The following is a 15,296-nucleotide window of genomic DNA, read 5'->3' on the forward strand; positions in this document are numbered from 1 at the left end:
TGGTAGGGAGCGAACGCGCCGGCAGCGTCCGACTCAGGTGCTACGTCCGCGGTACCGGCGGCGGCCGAAGGACCGACTCCGGTCCGACGAGTTGAATCGCTACGGCGGTCACCGTGGAGCCATGACCAGAACAACGTCCACACTGTTCCTCACCGCACTGCTCGCGGTCTGCGCCGGGGCCGCCGGATGCGACCCCGGCCGTTCTGCCTCCGGGGCGTCGAGCCCGTCGGCGTCCGCCTCGGTGAGCCGGCAGCAGCTCCTCGCCCTCGGCCAGGAGTGGGTCCAGTGCCTGCGCGACCACGGCCTGACCCGGATGCCGGACGCGGACCTCACCCCGGAGGGATACCTCCAATTCCCACCTCAGAACGGGTACAACTGGAAGGCGGACCTCCACAACCGTCCGCAGGTCATCGAGGCGTGCAAGTCGATCGAGGACCGGTACCCCCCTTCGGCGTTCCGCCCCAAGGAACAGGTCTCGGCCGAGAACCTGCGCAAGCTCGCCGAGTACGCCAAGTGCATCCGCGAGCACGGCATCCCCGAGTTCCCGGATCCGAACGCCGCCGGCGAATTCGACCTCACCGGAACCTCGCTGGCGAACGGAGTCCCGCCCCAGCAGATGAACCCGGCGGCGCAAGCCTGCCGGCACATCTGGAGCGGGGACATCCGCATCCAGGACAACGGCGGAGGCAAGAAGTGAGCCGCCGGCGCGGGGCCAGCACCGTGCTCGCGGTCGCGGTGGCCGCGCCGCTCGCCGCCGGCGTCGCCTACGCCGCCCGCTCCGAGCCGAGCGCCCCCGAGACACCCGCCGCCTCGGTGGCCATCGGAACCGCCGAGGTCACCCGGGGCACGCTCACCGAGCGCGTCGAGGTCGGCGGCGTCCTCGGGTACGCCGGCTCCTACATCGTCGACCATCAGGGCGCGCCGGGCGTGCTGACCGCGGCGCCCGACTCGGGCGACACTATCGGCCGCGGCGCGGTCCTCTACCGGGTGGCCGACGCGCCGGTCCGCCTCCTGCTGGGGACCGTCCCTGCCTACCGCGACTTCCGGTACGGGATGAGCGACGGCCCCGACGTGCGCCAACTCGAGCGCAACCTGGTCGCCATGGGCTTCGACCCGTACCACGGGATCACCGTGGACCGGCACTTCAGCGCCGCCACGGCCGCGGCGATCCGGCGCTGGGAGGCGTCCTGGGGGCGGCCGGCGTACCAGCGCACCGGACGGCTCACCCAGGGCGAGATCGTCTTCCTGCCCGCCCCGCTGCGCGTCACCCAGCTGCAGATCCGGGTCGGCGGGACCGTCGGGCTCGGGACGACAGTGCTCACCGGAACGTCGACGAGCCGGGTGGTGACCGCACAACTGGACACCGCGCAGCGCAGCACCGTACACACCGGCGACCAGGTCGAGGTCACAATGCCGGACGCCGACCCGATCCGCGGTCGGGTCACCGCCGTCGGCGAGGTCGCGACGGCGCCCTCCGACGACGCGGGCAACGGCCCGCAGCAGCCGGCAAACCCGGACATGGCGACGGTCCCGCTCATCATCGCGGTCCGCCTGCCCCGCGGCTCCGGCCTGGACCAGGCGCCGGTGACCGTCGCCATCACCACCGGCACCCGCCGCGACGTCCTGCTGATCCCGATCGCCGCACTGCTCGCCCGGCCTGGCGGCGGCTACCAGGTCCGCCTGGCCGGCGGGGGCGCGGTCCCGGTGGAACCGGGCCGCTTCGACGAGAGCACTGGCCAGGTGGAAATCGTCCGCGGCCTCACCGCCGGCCAGACCGTGGAGGTGCCTGCGCCATGACCGACTGCACCGAGCGGCACCCAGCGGCGGTGCACAACGGCCTCACCGGCGAGGGCCAGGAGGGCATGGCAAAGGAGGCACAGCCATGACCGCCGTCCTGGAGCTGATCGACACGCGCAAGGTCTACCCCGGCACGCCGCCGGTCGAGTCGCTGCGCGGCGTCACCCTCACCGTGCACAGCGGCGAACTGGTCGCCGTGGCAGGCCCGTCCGGCTCCGGCAAGACCACGCTGCTCAACCTCGCCGCCGGTCTGGACCGCCCCTCCGGCGGCTCGGTACGCATCGCCGGCCACCCGGTCGAGAAGCTGCGCGACGGGCAGCTCTCCGGCGTGCGTGCGCACCTCCTCGGGGTCGTCTTTCAGCAGTTCTTCCTGCTGGAGCGGCTGAGTGCGGCGGAGAACGTGGCGACCGGCCTGCTCTACCGCGGCGTGCCGGCCGCCGAACGCCGGCGGGCCGCCCACACCGCATGCGAGCGGGTCGGCCTGGCCCACCGCGCCGACTTCCCTGCCGCGCACCTGTCCGGCGGCGAGCGGCAGCGCGTGGCGATCGCCCGCGCGCTGGTCGGCCGCCCTGCCGTGGTGCTCGCCGACGAGCCCACCGGCAACCTCGACTCCGTCACCGGCGCCGAGATCGTCGAACTGCTGCGCGAACTCAACGACGACGGCGTCACCATCGTGGTGATCACGCACGACGAGCGGATCGCCGCGGCGATGCGGCGCCGCATCGAGTTGCGGGACGGCCTGGTGGTCCGAGACAGCGGGGGTGCGTCGTGAGGTCCCGCCTGCGCGTCGCCGACCTGCTGCCGGTGAGCACCGTGGGCCTGCGGTCGCGGCCCGGCCGGGCGGCGCTGTCCATCCTCGGGGTGGCGATCGGGATCGCGGCCATGGTGGCCGTGCTCGGCGTCACCCGGTCCAGCCAGGCCGATGTGCTCGCCCGCATCGACCGGGTTGGCACCAACCTGCTCACCGTGGCCAACGGCAAGACCATCCGCGGCGAGGAGGCCGAGTTGCCGGTGACCGCGGGCACGGCGGTGGCGCGTACCGATGGGGTGCTCACCTCGGCGGCGACCGCGACGCTCGACGTGCGGATCTACCGCAACGGCCGGATACCGCCCGGGCGGACCGGCGGGCTGTCCGTGCGGGTCACCGACCCGGCCCTGCTCGCCACGCTGGACGGCACCCTGGTGGACGGCCGCTTCCTGGACGCGGCGCTGGCCCGTTATCCGGCGGTGGTGCTCGGCCACTACGCCGCCACGTCGCTGGGCATCCGCAGCGTCACCGGCCACCCGCAGGTCTACCTCGGCCACCGCTGGTACACCGTGGTGGGCATCATGGCGCCGGTCAAGCTGGCGCCCGAGCTGGACGCATCGGCGCTGATCGGCGCGCCGGTGGCGGCCGCCCAATTCGGGTACGACGGCAAACCGACCCGGATCTTCGTGCGGGCGCAGACCGAGCGCACCGACGAGGTGGCCGGCCTGCTGGGGCGGGCGGCCAACCCGGCCCACCCCGAGGAGGTCGCCGTGAGCCGGCCCTCCGAAGCGCTCACCGCCCGGCTTGCGGTCACCGGCGGAGCCACCGTTCTGCTGCTGGGTCTCGGCGCGGTGGCGTTGCTGGTGGGCGGCATCGGCATCGCCAACGTGCTGGTGATCTCGGTCCTCGAGCGGCGCGGCGAGATCGGGCTGCGCCGGGCGCTGGGCGCCACCCGGCGGCACGTCGCGGCCCAATTCCTGGTCGAGTCGCTGCTGCTGGGCGCGGGCGGCGGCGCGGCGGGGGTGTTGCTGGGCACCGCGGTCACGTACGTGATGGCCACCTTCCGCGGCTGGCAGACGCTCGTGCCGGCTGCCGCGATCGGCGCGGGACTGGCCGCTGCCATCCTCATCGGAGGGCTGGCGGGCGTCTACCCGGCTCTGCGGGCCGCCCGTCTCTCCCCGGCCGCGGCGCTGCGGACGGCTTGAGCGCCGGCACCCCGCCGGATGGGGGCAGCACGGATCCGGGCCGCCAGTCCCCGGCAGGACGACTCGACGGTCCGGATCCGCGCGGACACGGTAATCAGAGGCCGAACATCGGCCGGCAAGCTGCCATCCCTTCCACCCTGATTACCGGCCGCTTCTTTCCATAGCCAAGGTGCTGGGTCATCTCCTCGTTCAACGCAGTCTCGAGCACCGTCTTAGTCAGCTGCTTGAGCAGCCCGTCCGGACCGGTCAGCGACAAGCCCTGCTCCCTGGCCAACCGGACCAGTTCGGCGGCGGCCTGCTCCTGCGTCGATGGCTCAGGCTTATTCTTCTGTGGAGTCACATCGTTCAGTGTCGCGGTCATCACGGCACCTTCCTCGCCAGGCACCACGCCCGGCGGGTCAGGCCGGGAACACCCTTAGATCCACAGTCCCCCTCCAAGGCGGGCCACGATCACCGGGATGTGCTTCATTGAGCCGTGACGATGACAAGCTCCGGCCGGAAAGTGGAGGCCTCTCGCGAATAAAAGTCGGTTCCATCCACGGAGGTCGTTGCGAGGTTGAAAGAGTAGCTTCCGTTGCCCGTCACCACACTCGTCACGTTGTATTCGACCCAGGAGTTGGCGGTGAGTGATCCCTTGTCGTCGAGGATTGGCGTGGATCGGGGGGGACGGTTGTTCCAGGTGATACCGGACTCGGTCCAGGCCGCGGCGACGCCGTACACGGCCGGTCCGTTCACGGTGGCGCTCGATGTGCTGCTCGTGGTGTGGACACGCAGCTTGGCGGTCTGGACGACGCCGGGCAGGCCGCTGACGGTGAACGTCAAATAACTCTCGACGTCTGGCTCGCTGCCGCCATCGACACGAAGGGTTGTCGCAGCCCCGTAGTTCGTGGTCGGAGTGGATTCGGCAACCCGTGCGTCTGCTGCGACCGGCACTGCCGTCGTGGTCGTTGTGCCAACCGACAAGGTAATGAGGAGCTGCGGCCGGAGGGTGGCGTTAGTGTGCTCTCGCGAGTACAGGTCGATGCCGTCCGTCGACTGAGGAATGAGTCCGAAACTATATGTCCCGTTGCCGGTGATGAGGGGCTTGACGTCGTACTCCACCCAGCTATTTCCGGGTATGGATGTCTTGTCGTCGATGGCGCCGCTCGCGCGAGCGGGACGGGTCGCCCACGTGACCGCAGTTTCGCTCCAGGAGTTGCTCGCGGCATAGACGGCGGGACCGTTCACCGTTCCGCTGTACGCGTAGAGTCGCAATTTTGCGGTCTGGATCGTGCCGCTGACTCCCGACACCGTGAAGCGCAGGTAGCTCTCCACATCGGGCTCACTTCCCCCGTCCGCCCTAAGGAACGAGGCACCGTAGTTGGTGTTCGGGGTCGACTCCTGCACCCGGGCATCGGCCTCGGCCGAGAGGGTCAGCGTGCTGGAGGTAGCTCGGTAGGTCGCCGTGTATGTGGTGGCTGTCGTGCCGGCGACGATGTCGTGGGTCTGAGCCCCGTTGTCGGACCAGGATTGGAACTCATAGTTGCTGCTGCCGAGCGTCTGCGGAGAGGGAGCACTGATCGTGTTTTTCGAGCCCGCGATGACGGTTCGGGTGAACGGAGTCGTCATCGTGGTGGCGCCCATGGTAAGGCGGAGCCCGGTGGGGTTCGATCTCATCTCCACGGTGGTGGTCTGGGGGTCTAGGCGAAGGGTCTTCGTATCAGTGAGGCCGCCGGAGTCAGCGACGGTGAGTTTGAGCTCGAGATAAGAGGGATAATCATGGTCAGGCGCAGGGAATGAACCGCTGACAATTCCTGGAAAATCCTGGAGTGGGTGGCTGTGGCAGTTGGACGGGCAGTGTTGGAGTGTCACGGACCAGGAAAAGGCCGAAGCCGGTAGTGCGCCGTCCTCGCGATCACTCGCTGAACCTGAGAAGCTTATCGTGTCGCCCACCTTCCAGGTTGTGCTGCCGGAAGGCGTCACGATGGTTGCGGTAGGTGGGGTGTTGCCGGCTGCGATCGTCAGCGAGTCCGTGTCGGAGGCCCCATGGTTGTCGGTGACCTTCAGGCCGACGGAGTAGTTTCGCACCTCCGTATACGTATAGGTTGGTGTCGCTGCGTTGGAGTCGTCATATTGTCCGTCACTGTCGAGATCCCAGGCGTAGCTTAGGGTGTCACCCTGATCCGGATCAGTTGATCCGGTGGCGTCAAAGCTGACGGTGAGTGGAACCGCTCCGCCAGTTGGAGTGGCTTTAGCGATCGCGGTGGGCGTCTGGTTTCCGGCGGTGTAGCTGATCCGACGGATCGTTCCGCCAGAGAAGTCGGCATAGAAGAGGTCGCCGCCGGGACCGGTCTGGAGATAGACGGGGCTTGCCGCGCCCGCGACAAACGTCTGGATCCTGGTTGGATCAGGCAGGCCGTCTGCGCCCTTGAGCATGGCCCATATGCAGTCGCGGGAGTAGTCGGCGAAGAACAGAGCGCCGTCGTAGGTGGTCGGATAGCCCCCGCCGGGGTAGAACCGGAAATCCACGCCGGCGATCGAGGAGCTGCCGGTCGGGCATGTCTCACCGGGAACCACCTTGCTGCTGTGGTTGTAGGTGAAGTAGGGAACGGCGGCGGCGCCGGCCTCGGCGTAGAGGTTCTCGCAGATGTTGAGGTTGAGGTTGTCGAAGCTGGTCAGCCGGCCGGGGCCTTCATAGCACGGCCATCCAAAGTTTTCCACTCGGGCGTCGGTCGGGTTCGGCACCCGGTCGATCTCCTCCCAGACGCCGTCGCCCACGTCGCCGATCCAGATCTCGTTCGTCCCCGGCCGGGTCCCCAGGCGGAAGGGGTTACGCAGGCCGTAGGCGATGATCCGGCGAGCGTTGGCATCGGCATTCGCGAACAGCGGGTTGTCGGGCAGCGCCGCACCGGTTTCGGGATCGACCCGTAGGATCGTTCCGTTGAGTCCGACGGGGTCGCCCGGGGTGCGAAGGTCCTGGCTGCGGAGCCGGCCCCCCTCTGCGGTGGGTGGAGTCTGCGTACCGCCCACCCCAACCGGCGGGTCACCGCACGGATTGAGCGGATTGCCGTCCTGCCCGTAGTCCAGGAAGTTGAAGCTCGCACCGTCGCCGCCACTCACGTACAGGGCTCCGTCCGGTCCGAAAGCGAGGCTACCGACCGAGTGACTGGGATACTGCTGACACCAGCCCTCGATCATCACCTGCTCGGCACCGGCCAGCCCGTTGGCCTGGACGGGCAGCCGAGACAGTCGTCCGCTCACCACACACCCATCGGCGGTGGCTCCTGGCGGATTCGGGCATGGGTCCGACGTTGCGCCGGCCGTACCCCACCGCGGCGCGGTTCCGCCTATCGGGGCGTCGTGGGTGTAGAGGGCGTACACGTACGGCCTGGTCGCGAATGAGGGATGCAGCGCAAGCCCCAACAAGCCCCGATCCCAGAAGTTGTGCACCTGGGTGCGAAGATCAGCAAAGATGGTCGGCGTCGTGTCGGTCAACGTGTCGAAGACCTTGATGATTCCGCTCTTCTCGGCCACGAAGACCCGCCCGTCCGGGGCGAACTGGAACGCCGTGGGGTTAGTGAGGCCACTAATAGATATCGTTTCGGCGAAGCCAGCGGGCAAGGTCGCGGCCGCTGCCGGCCTGGCGAAGGGCGAGACCAGTGCTGTTGCAATGACGGCAACAACCAGGACGATACGAAAGCCAGTCAGGCGTACCCGCACAACCCAACCGAGGCTGCTCCGCTTGCCCATCGATCCCCCTCGAGTCCACTGAGCGGATTGCGACGGAGCGCCTTGACGGACAGCGGTGAGACCATCCCACGTGCGCTCAGCCGCGGGTACCGCCCTCGCGGTTGCCACAAGCTCGGATGACGATGGCACCCTTTGCTCACAATGGGCTCATCGTCGGTTCAACGGTTCAGGGCTTAGAGGCCGCGCAGAATGGCGAGCTGATCGGCGCGCCTGAACGGATGCAGGCACAGAACCGGTGATCATGAAGTTGCTGACGCTTCGTGATCACGGGAGATTCTGTGCCTGCCGTACCAGCGTGGCTGATTGAGCCGCTGTGGGTCCAGTTCGCCGCGCTGCTACCCGAACGGCCGACCTACCAGCTGACCCATCCGTTGGGCTGCCACCGACGGCGGGTCGATGACCGGATCGTGTTCGACAAGCTGATCCAGGTGCTGAGGTTCGGCTGCTCCTACGAGGCGATCGCCGATGCCACATGCTCAGCCTCGACGATCCGCAACCGCCGCGACGAGTGGCGCTTGGGGTGTTCGCCCAGCTCAAACAGATCGCTCTGGACGCCTACGACCGCCTCGTCGGTCTGGTCCTCGACGACATCGCCGTGGACGGCTGTATCACCAAGGCCCCCGGAGGCGGCGAGGTCGCCGGGCGTTCCCCTGTCGACCGGGGCAAGCAGGGCATGAAACGCTCGTCCATGGTCGACGGCTACGGCGTCCCCCCTCGGCCGGGTCCTGGCCGGCGCGAACCGGCACGACTCGCCGCTGCTGGCCCCCACCCTCGACCGCCTCGACGATCTGGGACCACTGCCCGAGACCATCACCGTGCACCTCGACGCCGGATACGACTCCCAGGTCACCCGTACGCTGCTGGCGGAACGCGGCCTGACCGGCGAGATTGCCCACAAGGGCGACAAGGCGCCCATCCAGGCAGGTCAACGCTGGCACGTCGAGCGAACGAACAGCTGGCACAACGCGTTCAACCGGCTACAACGCTGCTACGAACGAACCGAGAAGGTCATCGACGCCTTCTTCGACCTCGCAGACACGGTCATCACCGTACGTAGCCTCATCCGGCGATCATGGATCGCATACCGGTGGGATACCCGCCCCACACGCCGCCGATGATCACCAACGGCTCTGCGCGGCCTCGAAAGGTGATTCACCACCACTGACCGCGCCACCCTCGTTCCTACGGCCAGGCGGCACTGTCCGGGGCCAGCGCTTCTAGCCGGTCGATGACCGCGATCACGTCGTCCTCGCTGGTTTCGGGATGCGTCGTGCACAGCCGCAGAACCGGCCTGCCGCCGAGTTCCGTGGACAACACCATGGCGAACCCGTCGGGCAGCGTCTTCGCGGCGATGTCCCGGGTCAGTGCGTCGACGTCGGCTGGCGGCAGCCCCGAAGCGTGCGGCCGGAAGGTTACGATACCGAGCTGCGCCGGCGTCGTGACCGACCATTGCGGACGGGCGGCCAGCACCGCCTGGGCTCGCTCGGCGAGCGCGATGCCGTGCGCGACCGCATCGCGGAACGCATCGGCCCCGAACGTACGTAGCGACATCCACAGCTTGAGTGCCCGGAAGCGGCGGGTGAGCTCGGGACCGTAGTCGTAATAGCTGAGCGGCTCGTCGCCGAGGCGGTTTTCTGTCAGGTACTCCGCGTGCAGGCTGTATGCAGCTGTCAGCGTACGAGCGTTCCGGACCAGGAGGCAGCCGCACCCGTACGGCTGGAATAGCCATTTGTGCGCGTCGATGGCGATCGAGTCGGCCAGCTCCAGGCCGGCGAGGATCTTCTGGCCCGCCTCGGTGAGCATCGCGGGAGCGCCGTACGCGCCGTCGACATGCAACCATACGCCGCGACGCTCGCAGACCTCGGCGATCGCCGGCAGCGGGTCGACCGTGCCGGCGTTCGTGGTGCCAGCCGTCGCCACGACGCAGAGGGGCCACCGCCCGAGTTGCCGGTCGCGCCGGATCGCCGCGTCCAACGCGCTCGGGTCGAGCCGATAGGTTCCGTCCACTGGAACCGTGCACACCTGGCGATCGTTGAAACCAAGGAAGCGCAGGCCCCGCCGGATCGACACGTGGGTCTGCGCGGTGACGTACACGACGAGTTCCTGTCCGCCGGCCGCGGCGCTCCGGTCCACCCGGGCGGCGTGGACCGCGACCAGGTTCGCCATCGTGCCGCCACTGAGGAACAGGCCGCCGGAGGTCTCCGGAAGCCGGCACATTCGGCGGAGCCAATCGATCGTGGCCTGCTCGACGATCGCCGGACCAGCCCCGAGAATCCAACCTGCCGCATGGACGTTGAAGCCCGACGCGAGGAAGTCCGCCAGCGAGCCCGCAAAGGTGGAGGGGCCGGGGACGTAAGCCATGAACCGAGGGTGATCGGTGTGGGTGATCGTACTCGAAAGGAGCCGGACGACGTGGTCGAGAACATCCTGCGCCTCGGTCGGTCCGGTCGGAATGTCGACGTCGAGAGTCCGTTCCAGCTCGGCCCTGTCGTGCGGCCGGCCGATCGGGCGTTCACTCAACGTCGACAAGTGGTGCACGATCTCGTCCACCGCTCGATAGCCGATCTTGCGCATGCTCTCGGCGGGCAGACGGAGGGGTAGCGGAATCTCCGACATAAGGGCCTTCCAGATCCGGGCTTGCTGAACCTGACTGATCCTGTCGGCCCGGAGTCAGCCTGTCTTGAACGATCTCGACACGGCTGGACGCCGTAGATAGTCGCCGGGAGTGATCCCGACGACCCGCTTAAAGTGCCGCGTGAGGTGACTCTGGTCGGCGAAGCCGGCATGCACCGCCACGTCGGCGATCGGAACGCCGCGGGCGAGCAAGCCCCGTGCGACGTCCACCCGCCGCGACACCACGTACTCATACGGCGCCATGCCAGCCTCGGCCCGAAAGCGCCGAAGCAGCACGGCGGGGCTGAGTTCCAGGTGGGCCGCCAGGTCCGCGAGCGTTATGCGCGAGTCCAGGCGCTCGTCCATGTACCGGCCGACTGCCGCCACTACCGACGCGTGGCCGTCCGAGGCTCGACCGCGACCGCCGCTGGCATGCGCCCCGAACAGCTGGTCGAGTGCTTCGACGACAACCCCGTCCACCCAGGGGTCGGGGTGATTGCCGGTCAGAGCGCAGTAGGCCCGGCTGAGGCGGGTGTAGGCCGTGTCGTCTTGGAGCACTCGGTTGACGAACGAGGGCGTTCCACTGGTCCCCAGCACGTCCTTGATCACCGCCTCCGGCACCGCCAGACTCCGGTACCGGATCCCGGCTGGGCCGGCGGCACCGTCATGGGCCTCCGCAGGATGCAGGACGGTCACGCTGCCGGACGCGAACCGATGGCCGGCACCAGAACAGCGGAACGATCCACCGCCGCCGTCGATGACCGCGATCGACCAATGCTCATGGGCATGCCGAGGGAAGCGGTGTCCATCGAAGGCCAGCGTCAGAGTTTTGACCACGTCGAGCATCCTGACTCCGTCCGTGCGGGGAGCCTGATCACGGCAGCGCCGCAGCGCCGCGGCTCCGCTGCCCGTCAACGGTAGCCGGAGTTGCTAGCCCCGCTGCATGCCCGAGGTGCTCCGCGCCCGGTCGCCCCACCCGCAGCCAGCCCTACAACCGTTTGAGAACATGCCGCTGCGCCGGACGCCGGTGTGTCCGCCGGTTGGATGACTGGCGACGAGATTACGGTGCCGACCCTGGCCTGCGCGCTGACCTGGAACACCGCGGGATCGGCTACGTCCTGGCCGTCGGCTGCGACCGACGCGTGCACGTCAACGACGGCCGGACCCTGATCCGCGACGCCGCGCAGCAGCTCGGGCTGGCAGCAGGCTCATTCAGGACGAATTGCAGCTTGCGGCCAGATGAGGACATCAGCCGATGTGCCGTCCCTGTTGACCTTCGAACCGGAGCAGCGGCGAGCTACTCGCCCCCGAGCAGCTGTGCCCGTACCTCATCTTCTCGCTGTCCCGGGGAGCGCACTCGTTTACTGCACGCACGCCGTATGGGCGGCCGACACACGGCAAGGCCTCGGCCAGGGCCGGCCGCAGCAACGCCGCGTGCCGGCCGCCGTCCGATGGACTTCATCCGCTGACGGGCCGAAGTGCCCGGGTCAACGGGCCGCGTGGATCCAGTCCTGGTAGTGCGTGGGGGCCAGGTGTGCGTCCGGGCCCGCGATGAGCACGTCGCCGGTGGCGACCGCGAACATGCCGGCTGCGTCGTCGGTGACGACGGTCCGGTCGTCGTGCTGTGCGGCCAGGGTGAGCCTGCCGAGGTCGTCGAGGGCGAAGACGTCCGGGCCGGCGACGTTCCGGATGCCTTGCAGCAGGGTGCCGGTGGGCGCGGTGGTTGCTCCAGCGGATGTATTCGCCGGTGACGGCGTCCTGCTCGGCGTGGCTGCGGTGGTCGGTGCCGTTGAGCGCGAAGCTGCGCATGCCGGCGAACTCGGCCTCGATGAGGTAGAGGCGCTGGTCGGGCCAGCGGCGGCGCAGGGTCTTGAGAAAGGCCGGGAACTCGCGCCGCGGGCGAGGCAGGCGCCGGGTTGCCCGTCGCTGACCGCGTGGTCGGCGGGCACGGTGGTCGTGCCGGGCGGCACTGGTCCCGCGTCCCAGGGTTGGACCGGGTCGGGTGGGGTAAACGCGTCCGCCACGCGGGTGGCGGGACCAACCTCGGCCCGCCACCTGCGGTGGGGCTGCCGAGATGTCTCGGAGGGTCGATGTCAGATGGACCAGCGGGAGTGCGCGGGCCGGCGACGCCGGATGACGTGGTGGAATTGCGGGTGCACGGTGTCTCCGCCCCGGGTGCCGACCAGGTGTTGGGTCGGCCGTTCGTACAACAGGTCGCGGGGGATCGCAGCGCGGGCTTCTACCGGCCACGACCCGACTGCCCGCACGTCAGCGGCGCGCGCGGGGTGACCCTGGAGGCGTACCTGTGGAGTGACCTGCCCTCCGGCACTGCGGTTCGGACCCTGTCGCTGGTGTTCCTGCTGCCGTTCATGCTGCTCAACGTGGCGATCTGGATGCGTCCGGGAGACCCGGCCTCCGATGCGATGGTCAGATCTCTGTGCAGGGTGCTGGGCCTCACCCTGACCGCGCTGTACGTGCTTGCCGCCGTCGGCGTCGCGCTGGACCTCGTCGCCTGGCAGTGCATGTCCTCCTCGGCCTGTCTGTCCGGTCGTAGCTGGCTGTCCTGGCTGGGTGAACGCCCCACCGGGCTGCGACTGGCGGTGCTCGCGCTGGTCCCGGCCGCCGCCATCGGCCTCATCTGGTGGGTCAGCACGCGCCCGGGACGCATGTTCAACGCCTTCCGCCCGCCGGAAAGCACATTGTCCGGGCACCCGCTCAGCACAGTCGGCCAGTGGGACGCCGAGCCGCTGGTGGGACGGCTGCGCTCGATCCACGTCGCTGCGGCGTTCGCGACACTGGACGGCAGCCTGCTCGCCGCCCGGGTCGCACAGGGCGCCTCAGCCGTCACCACGGTGTTGGCGGTGGGAACGGGGGCCGTCCTGGCTACCTGTGTGGCCCTGCTCTGCGCCCCCCCGCTGATCGACCAGGCCCCCGCGAACCAGCGGCTCGACGGTGCCGCCCGCGTCCTGCGGACGATCGCCATCGGTCTCACCATCGTGGTTCCCGCCCACGTCCTGGCCACCCCCACGCGCTGGCACGAAGGGGGTGGCCTGCCCGGCTACGCCTCGACCCTCACCTGGCTGTTCGTCGCTCATGCCGGGCTGCTGGCCGCCCTGGCGGCCGCGCTGCTGTGGCGCCGGGGCCGACACCCGGGTCACCCGCCGCTACTCGGGCTGGGCGCGCTGGCGGCCGCGGCCGCGGCCGCAAGTCTCGCCGTGGCGTTCTCCGCCGAACTCGTCCACCGGGTGGCCGACTACCTGGACCGCACCGCATCAACCCCAGAAGACCTGGTCCCCCGCCCACCAGGGGCATACACCTGGTCGATCTACGGCTTCTTCCGGGCGTTGCTGATCACACTGGTCATCGCCGGCCTGATGGCCGTGATCTCCCGACGCGGCCGCTCCCGCGCAGCGGCCGCGATCGTCGCACGCGATTTCCCTGACCCGCCGGCGGAGGCTGCGCCCCGGCTGCGGCAGGTGCGGGAGGCGATCGTCCGGGCCCGGTTCACCGAACGGCTGATACCGCTGGCCGTGGTCTACGCCTGCCTCGCCGGACTGGGCGCGGCAACCACCGCACTGGACCTGCTGGGACTGTATCCAGGCGACGTCATCGAGCGGAACGCACGGGTGCCGGCCGACCTGGTCAACTTCGGCATCGGGTTGGGCAGCTACGTAGTCGCCGCGACCTTACTCGGTCTGGTCGTCGGCGGAATCTTCGCCTACCGGACCGCCGGGTTCCGGCGCCACGTCGGCGTTCTCTGGGACCTGGCCACCTTCTGGCCTCGCGCCGCCCATCCCTTCGCGCCGCCCTGCTACGCCGAACGGGCCGTGCCGGAGCTGGCACGACGCATCACCTACCTGGTCGGAAGCGGCAACGCGGTCCTGATCGCCGGGTACAGCCACGGCTCCGTACTGGTCACCGCCACCCTCCTCCAACTGCCGCCCCAGGTCAGCGGCCGAGTCGCCCTGCTCACCTACGCCTCACCACTGCGCCGGCTCTACGCCCGGCTCTTCCCCGCCTACATCGACGACGAAATGCTGCACGAGGTGGGTGGTCGAGTCGGCTGGCGATGGTTGAACCTATGGCGCGACACCGACCCCATCGGCGGATGGATCTTCTCCGCCCACCGGCCAGACGCGCCGCTCACCGTCACCGGCCCGGCGGCAACGGTGGACCGCCGCCTCCGAGACCCCAGCGACGTGGTCGCCCCACCCAGCGACAGCGTCCCACCACCGATCAAGGGACACGGGCCCCGCGAGGCCGACGAGCCGTTCACCGAGGCGGCGCGCGAGCTGGTCGAGCGCCTCCGCAAGCCGATGGGGCCTCGTCCGGCCCACCCACCGGCCGGACAATGAGTTCGAGTACGGGGTTCTACCCTGCTAAACCAACCCGCCCTCCGAGATATCGGGGAACCTCACCGAGCCGACGCATCCGGCGTCAGGCGCGGATGATCGAGGCTATTGCCAGTAGTCCTGCTTTGCCGGGCTTGTTGCGACGGATCCGGCAGCCGGCCGAAGGCGCGGCGGACCCGCCGGTTGGCTTCCGCCTGGGCGAGGCCGGACGCGACGAGTAGGTCGCTGGCCGTGGTGCGTACCTGGGCGAGGACGACGGTCCCGGAGAAACCAATCTTCTCATCCTCGTATGCCGCGCCTGCATGTTGAACGGCTTGCAGGGCTTTCGCCCGCGCATTGTGCGGCTCCCGTCGAGCGGCAAACTCGTCCCGAAGTATCCGCACCGCCCGGGCAAGGGCGAGAACCGCGTTGATCATCGCTGCCGAGACTGGCTCCCTGTCCTCAATGACAGTGACAGCTCGACGGATCAGTGTCTCGCTGCTGCCCATCGCCCTCTCCAACGGCTCGGCGGTTCCGGCGTAGTGGCTGAGCACACCGTGGCGGTGCCGCCATGACAACGGAGACAGGCGGGTAACCTCCCGTGCGCCCGCCACCGCCTCCCGCAATGCCCGTAGTTCCTCCTGGTTACCGCGCAGTCGGTCCCGGGCACGGATCGCCCGCTCGATATCGCGCTCGCACAGCTCTCGCACCTTTAGCCGTTGGACGAGCCGGTCCTCGGCGGCACCCCGTCCGCCCGCCCGCACGAGCCGTTCCCGGCGCGAGCCGGGACTCCTCTTCAGGTCTCGGCGCCGTGGCACCTGTTGACACATGCTGTGCTCTACCCGTGGTGAATGCGCGCCTTACACAAGCCAG

The 15,296-nt window shown here is 69.1% G+C and carries 10 protein-coding genes and 3 pseudogenes; 7 read left to right on the forward strand and 6 right to left on the reverse strand.

Annotated elements, in window-relative coordinates; genetic code table 11:
- Positions 1-121: 121 nt before the first annotated feature.
- The 4 genes from GA0070624_RS25055 to GA0070624_RS25070 all read left to right on the forward strand — a co-directional run bounded on the left by GA0070624_RS25055 (position 122) and on the right by GA0070624_RS25070 (position 3,750).
- Positions 122-697 carry a hypothetical protein gene (locus tag GA0070624_RS25055; RefSeq protein WP_091345250.1) on the forward strand — a complete coding sequence of 192 codons (576 nt, stop codon included), beginning with the start codon at positions 122-124 and terminating at the stop codon, positions 695-697.
- A complete protein-coding gene (locus GA0070624_RS25060; protein WP_091345252.1) occupies positions 694-1,797 on the forward strand; it encodes a peptidoglycan-binding protein in 1,104 nt (367 codons plus the stop codon). The genes GA0070624_RS25055 and GA0070624_RS25060 overlap by 4 nt, the downstream gene beginning before the upstream one ends.
- An 85-nt stretch (positions 1,798-1,882) precedes the next feature.
- A complete protein-coding gene (locus tag GA0070624_RS25065) occupies positions 1,883-2,569 on the forward strand; it encodes an ABC transporter ATP-binding protein (protein ID WP_091345254.1) in 687 nt (228 codons plus the stop codon).
- A complete protein-coding gene (locus GA0070624_RS25070) occupies positions 2,566-3,750 on the forward strand; it encodes an ABC transporter permease (protein WP_091345256.1) in 1,185 nt (394 codons plus the stop codon). The genes GA0070624_RS25065 and GA0070624_RS25070 overlap by 4 nt, the downstream gene beginning before the upstream one ends.
- A gap of 154 nt (positions 3,751-3,904) precedes the next feature.
- On the opposite strand, the pseudogene GA0070624_RS25075 reads toward GA0070624_RS25070, so the two are convergent.
- Together GA0070624_RS25075 and GA0070624_RS25080 are read right to left on the reverse strand one after the other, a co-directional pair.
- Positions 3,905-4,111, reverse strand: a pseudogene (locus GA0070624_RS25075) (transposase); the annotation flags it as partial.
- A 104-nt stretch (positions 4,112-4,215) separates the two neighbouring features.
- Positions 4,216-7,479, reverse strand: a complete 3,264-nt coding sequence (locus GA0070624_RS25080) for a CBM96 family carbohydrate-binding protein (protein ID WP_091345258.1) — start codon at positions 7,477-7,479, stop codon at positions 4,216-4,218.
- Between the two features lie 278 nt (positions 7,480-7,757).
- Here GA0070624_RS25080 and GA0070624_RS25085 point away from each other — a divergent pair.
- Positions 7,758-8,597 (forward strand): annotated as a pseudogene (locus tag GA0070624_RS25085) (IS5 family transposase).
- A 64-nt stretch (positions 8,598-8,661) separates the two neighbouring features.
- Here the strand turns inward: GA0070624_RS25085 and GA0070624_RS25090 are convergent.
- Positions 8,662-10,053: a pyridoxal phosphate-dependent decarboxylase family protein gene (locus tag GA0070624_RS25090; RefSeq protein WP_218105292.1), complete on the reverse strand. Its 1,392-nt coding sequence runs from the start codon at positions 10,051-10,053 to the stop codon at positions 8,662-8,664.
- A 96-nt stretch (positions 10,054-10,149) separates the two neighbouring features.
- Positions 10,150-10,938 (reverse strand): AraC family transcriptional regulator, encoded by a 789-nt coding sequence (locus GA0070624_RS25095; RefSeq protein WP_091345262.1) that lies wholly within the window; start codon positions 10,936-10,938, stop codon positions 10,150-10,152.
- Positions 10,939-11,103: 165 nt separating this feature from the next.
- Here GA0070624_RS25095 and GA0070624_RS36965 point away from each other — a divergent pair.
- A pseudogene (locus GA0070624_RS36965) lies at positions 11,104-11,267 on the forward strand (IS701 family transposase); the annotation flags it as partial.
- Positions 11,268-11,579: 312 nt separating this feature from the next.
- On the opposite strand, the gene GA0070624_RS36000 reads toward GA0070624_RS36965, so the two are convergent.
- On the reverse strand, positions 11,580-12,116 hold the full coding sequence (locus tag GA0070624_RS36000; protein ID WP_245718976.1) for a hypothetical protein: 537 nt from the start codon (positions 12,114-12,116) through the stop codon (positions 11,580-11,582).
- Positions 12,117-12,182: 66 nt separating this feature from the next.
- On the opposite strand from GA0070624_RS36000, the gene GA0070624_RS25115 reads away from it, so the two are divergent.
- Positions 12,183-14,447 (forward strand): hypothetical protein, encoded by a 2,265-nt coding sequence (locus GA0070624_RS25115; protein WP_091345264.1) that lies wholly within the window; start codon positions 12,183-12,185, stop codon positions 14,445-14,447.
- A gap of 59 nt (positions 14,448-14,506) precedes the next feature.
- Here the strand turns inward: GA0070624_RS25115 and GA0070624_RS25120 are convergent, their stop codons facing one another.
- Entirely contained in the window at positions 14,507-15,187 is a 681-nt protein-coding gene (locus GA0070624_RS25120; protein ID WP_091345266.1) for a hypothetical protein, read from the reverse strand.
- Positions 15,188-15,296 lie beyond the last annotated feature (109 nt).

This window comes from Micromonospora rhizosphaerae, assembly GCF_900091465.1.
Lineage (GTDB): Bacteria > Actinomycetota > Actinomycetes > Mycobacteriales > Micromonosporaceae > Micromonospora > Micromonospora rhizosphaerae.

Bases quoted from the DNA above. Each gene is read 5' to 3' on its own strand.
- GA0070624_RS25055 (WP_091345250.1), top strand. From the start codon at position 122: ATGACCAGAACAACGTCCACACTGTTCCTCACCGCACTGCTCGCGGTC.
- GA0070624_RS25065 (WP_091345254.1), top strand. From the start codon at position 1,883: ATGACCGCCGTCCTGGAGCTGATCGACACGCGCAAGGTCTACCCCGGC.
- GA0070624_RS25080 (WP_091345258.1), bottom strand. From the start codon at position 7,479: ATGGGCAAGCGGAGCAGCCTCGGTTGGGTTGTGCGGGTACGCCTGACT.
- GA0070624_RS25090 (WP_218105292.1), bottom strand. From the start codon at position 10,053: ATGCGCAAGATCGGCTATCGAGCGGTGGACGAGATCGTGCACCACTTG.
- GA0070624_RS25095 (WP_091345262.1), bottom strand. From the start codon at position 10,938: ATGCTCGACGTGGTCAAAACTCTGACGCTGGCCTTCGATGGACACCGC.
- GA0070624_RS25115 (WP_091345264.1), top strand. From the start codon at position 12,183: ATGTCAGATGGACCAGCGGGAGTGCGCGGGCCGGCGACGCCGGATGAC.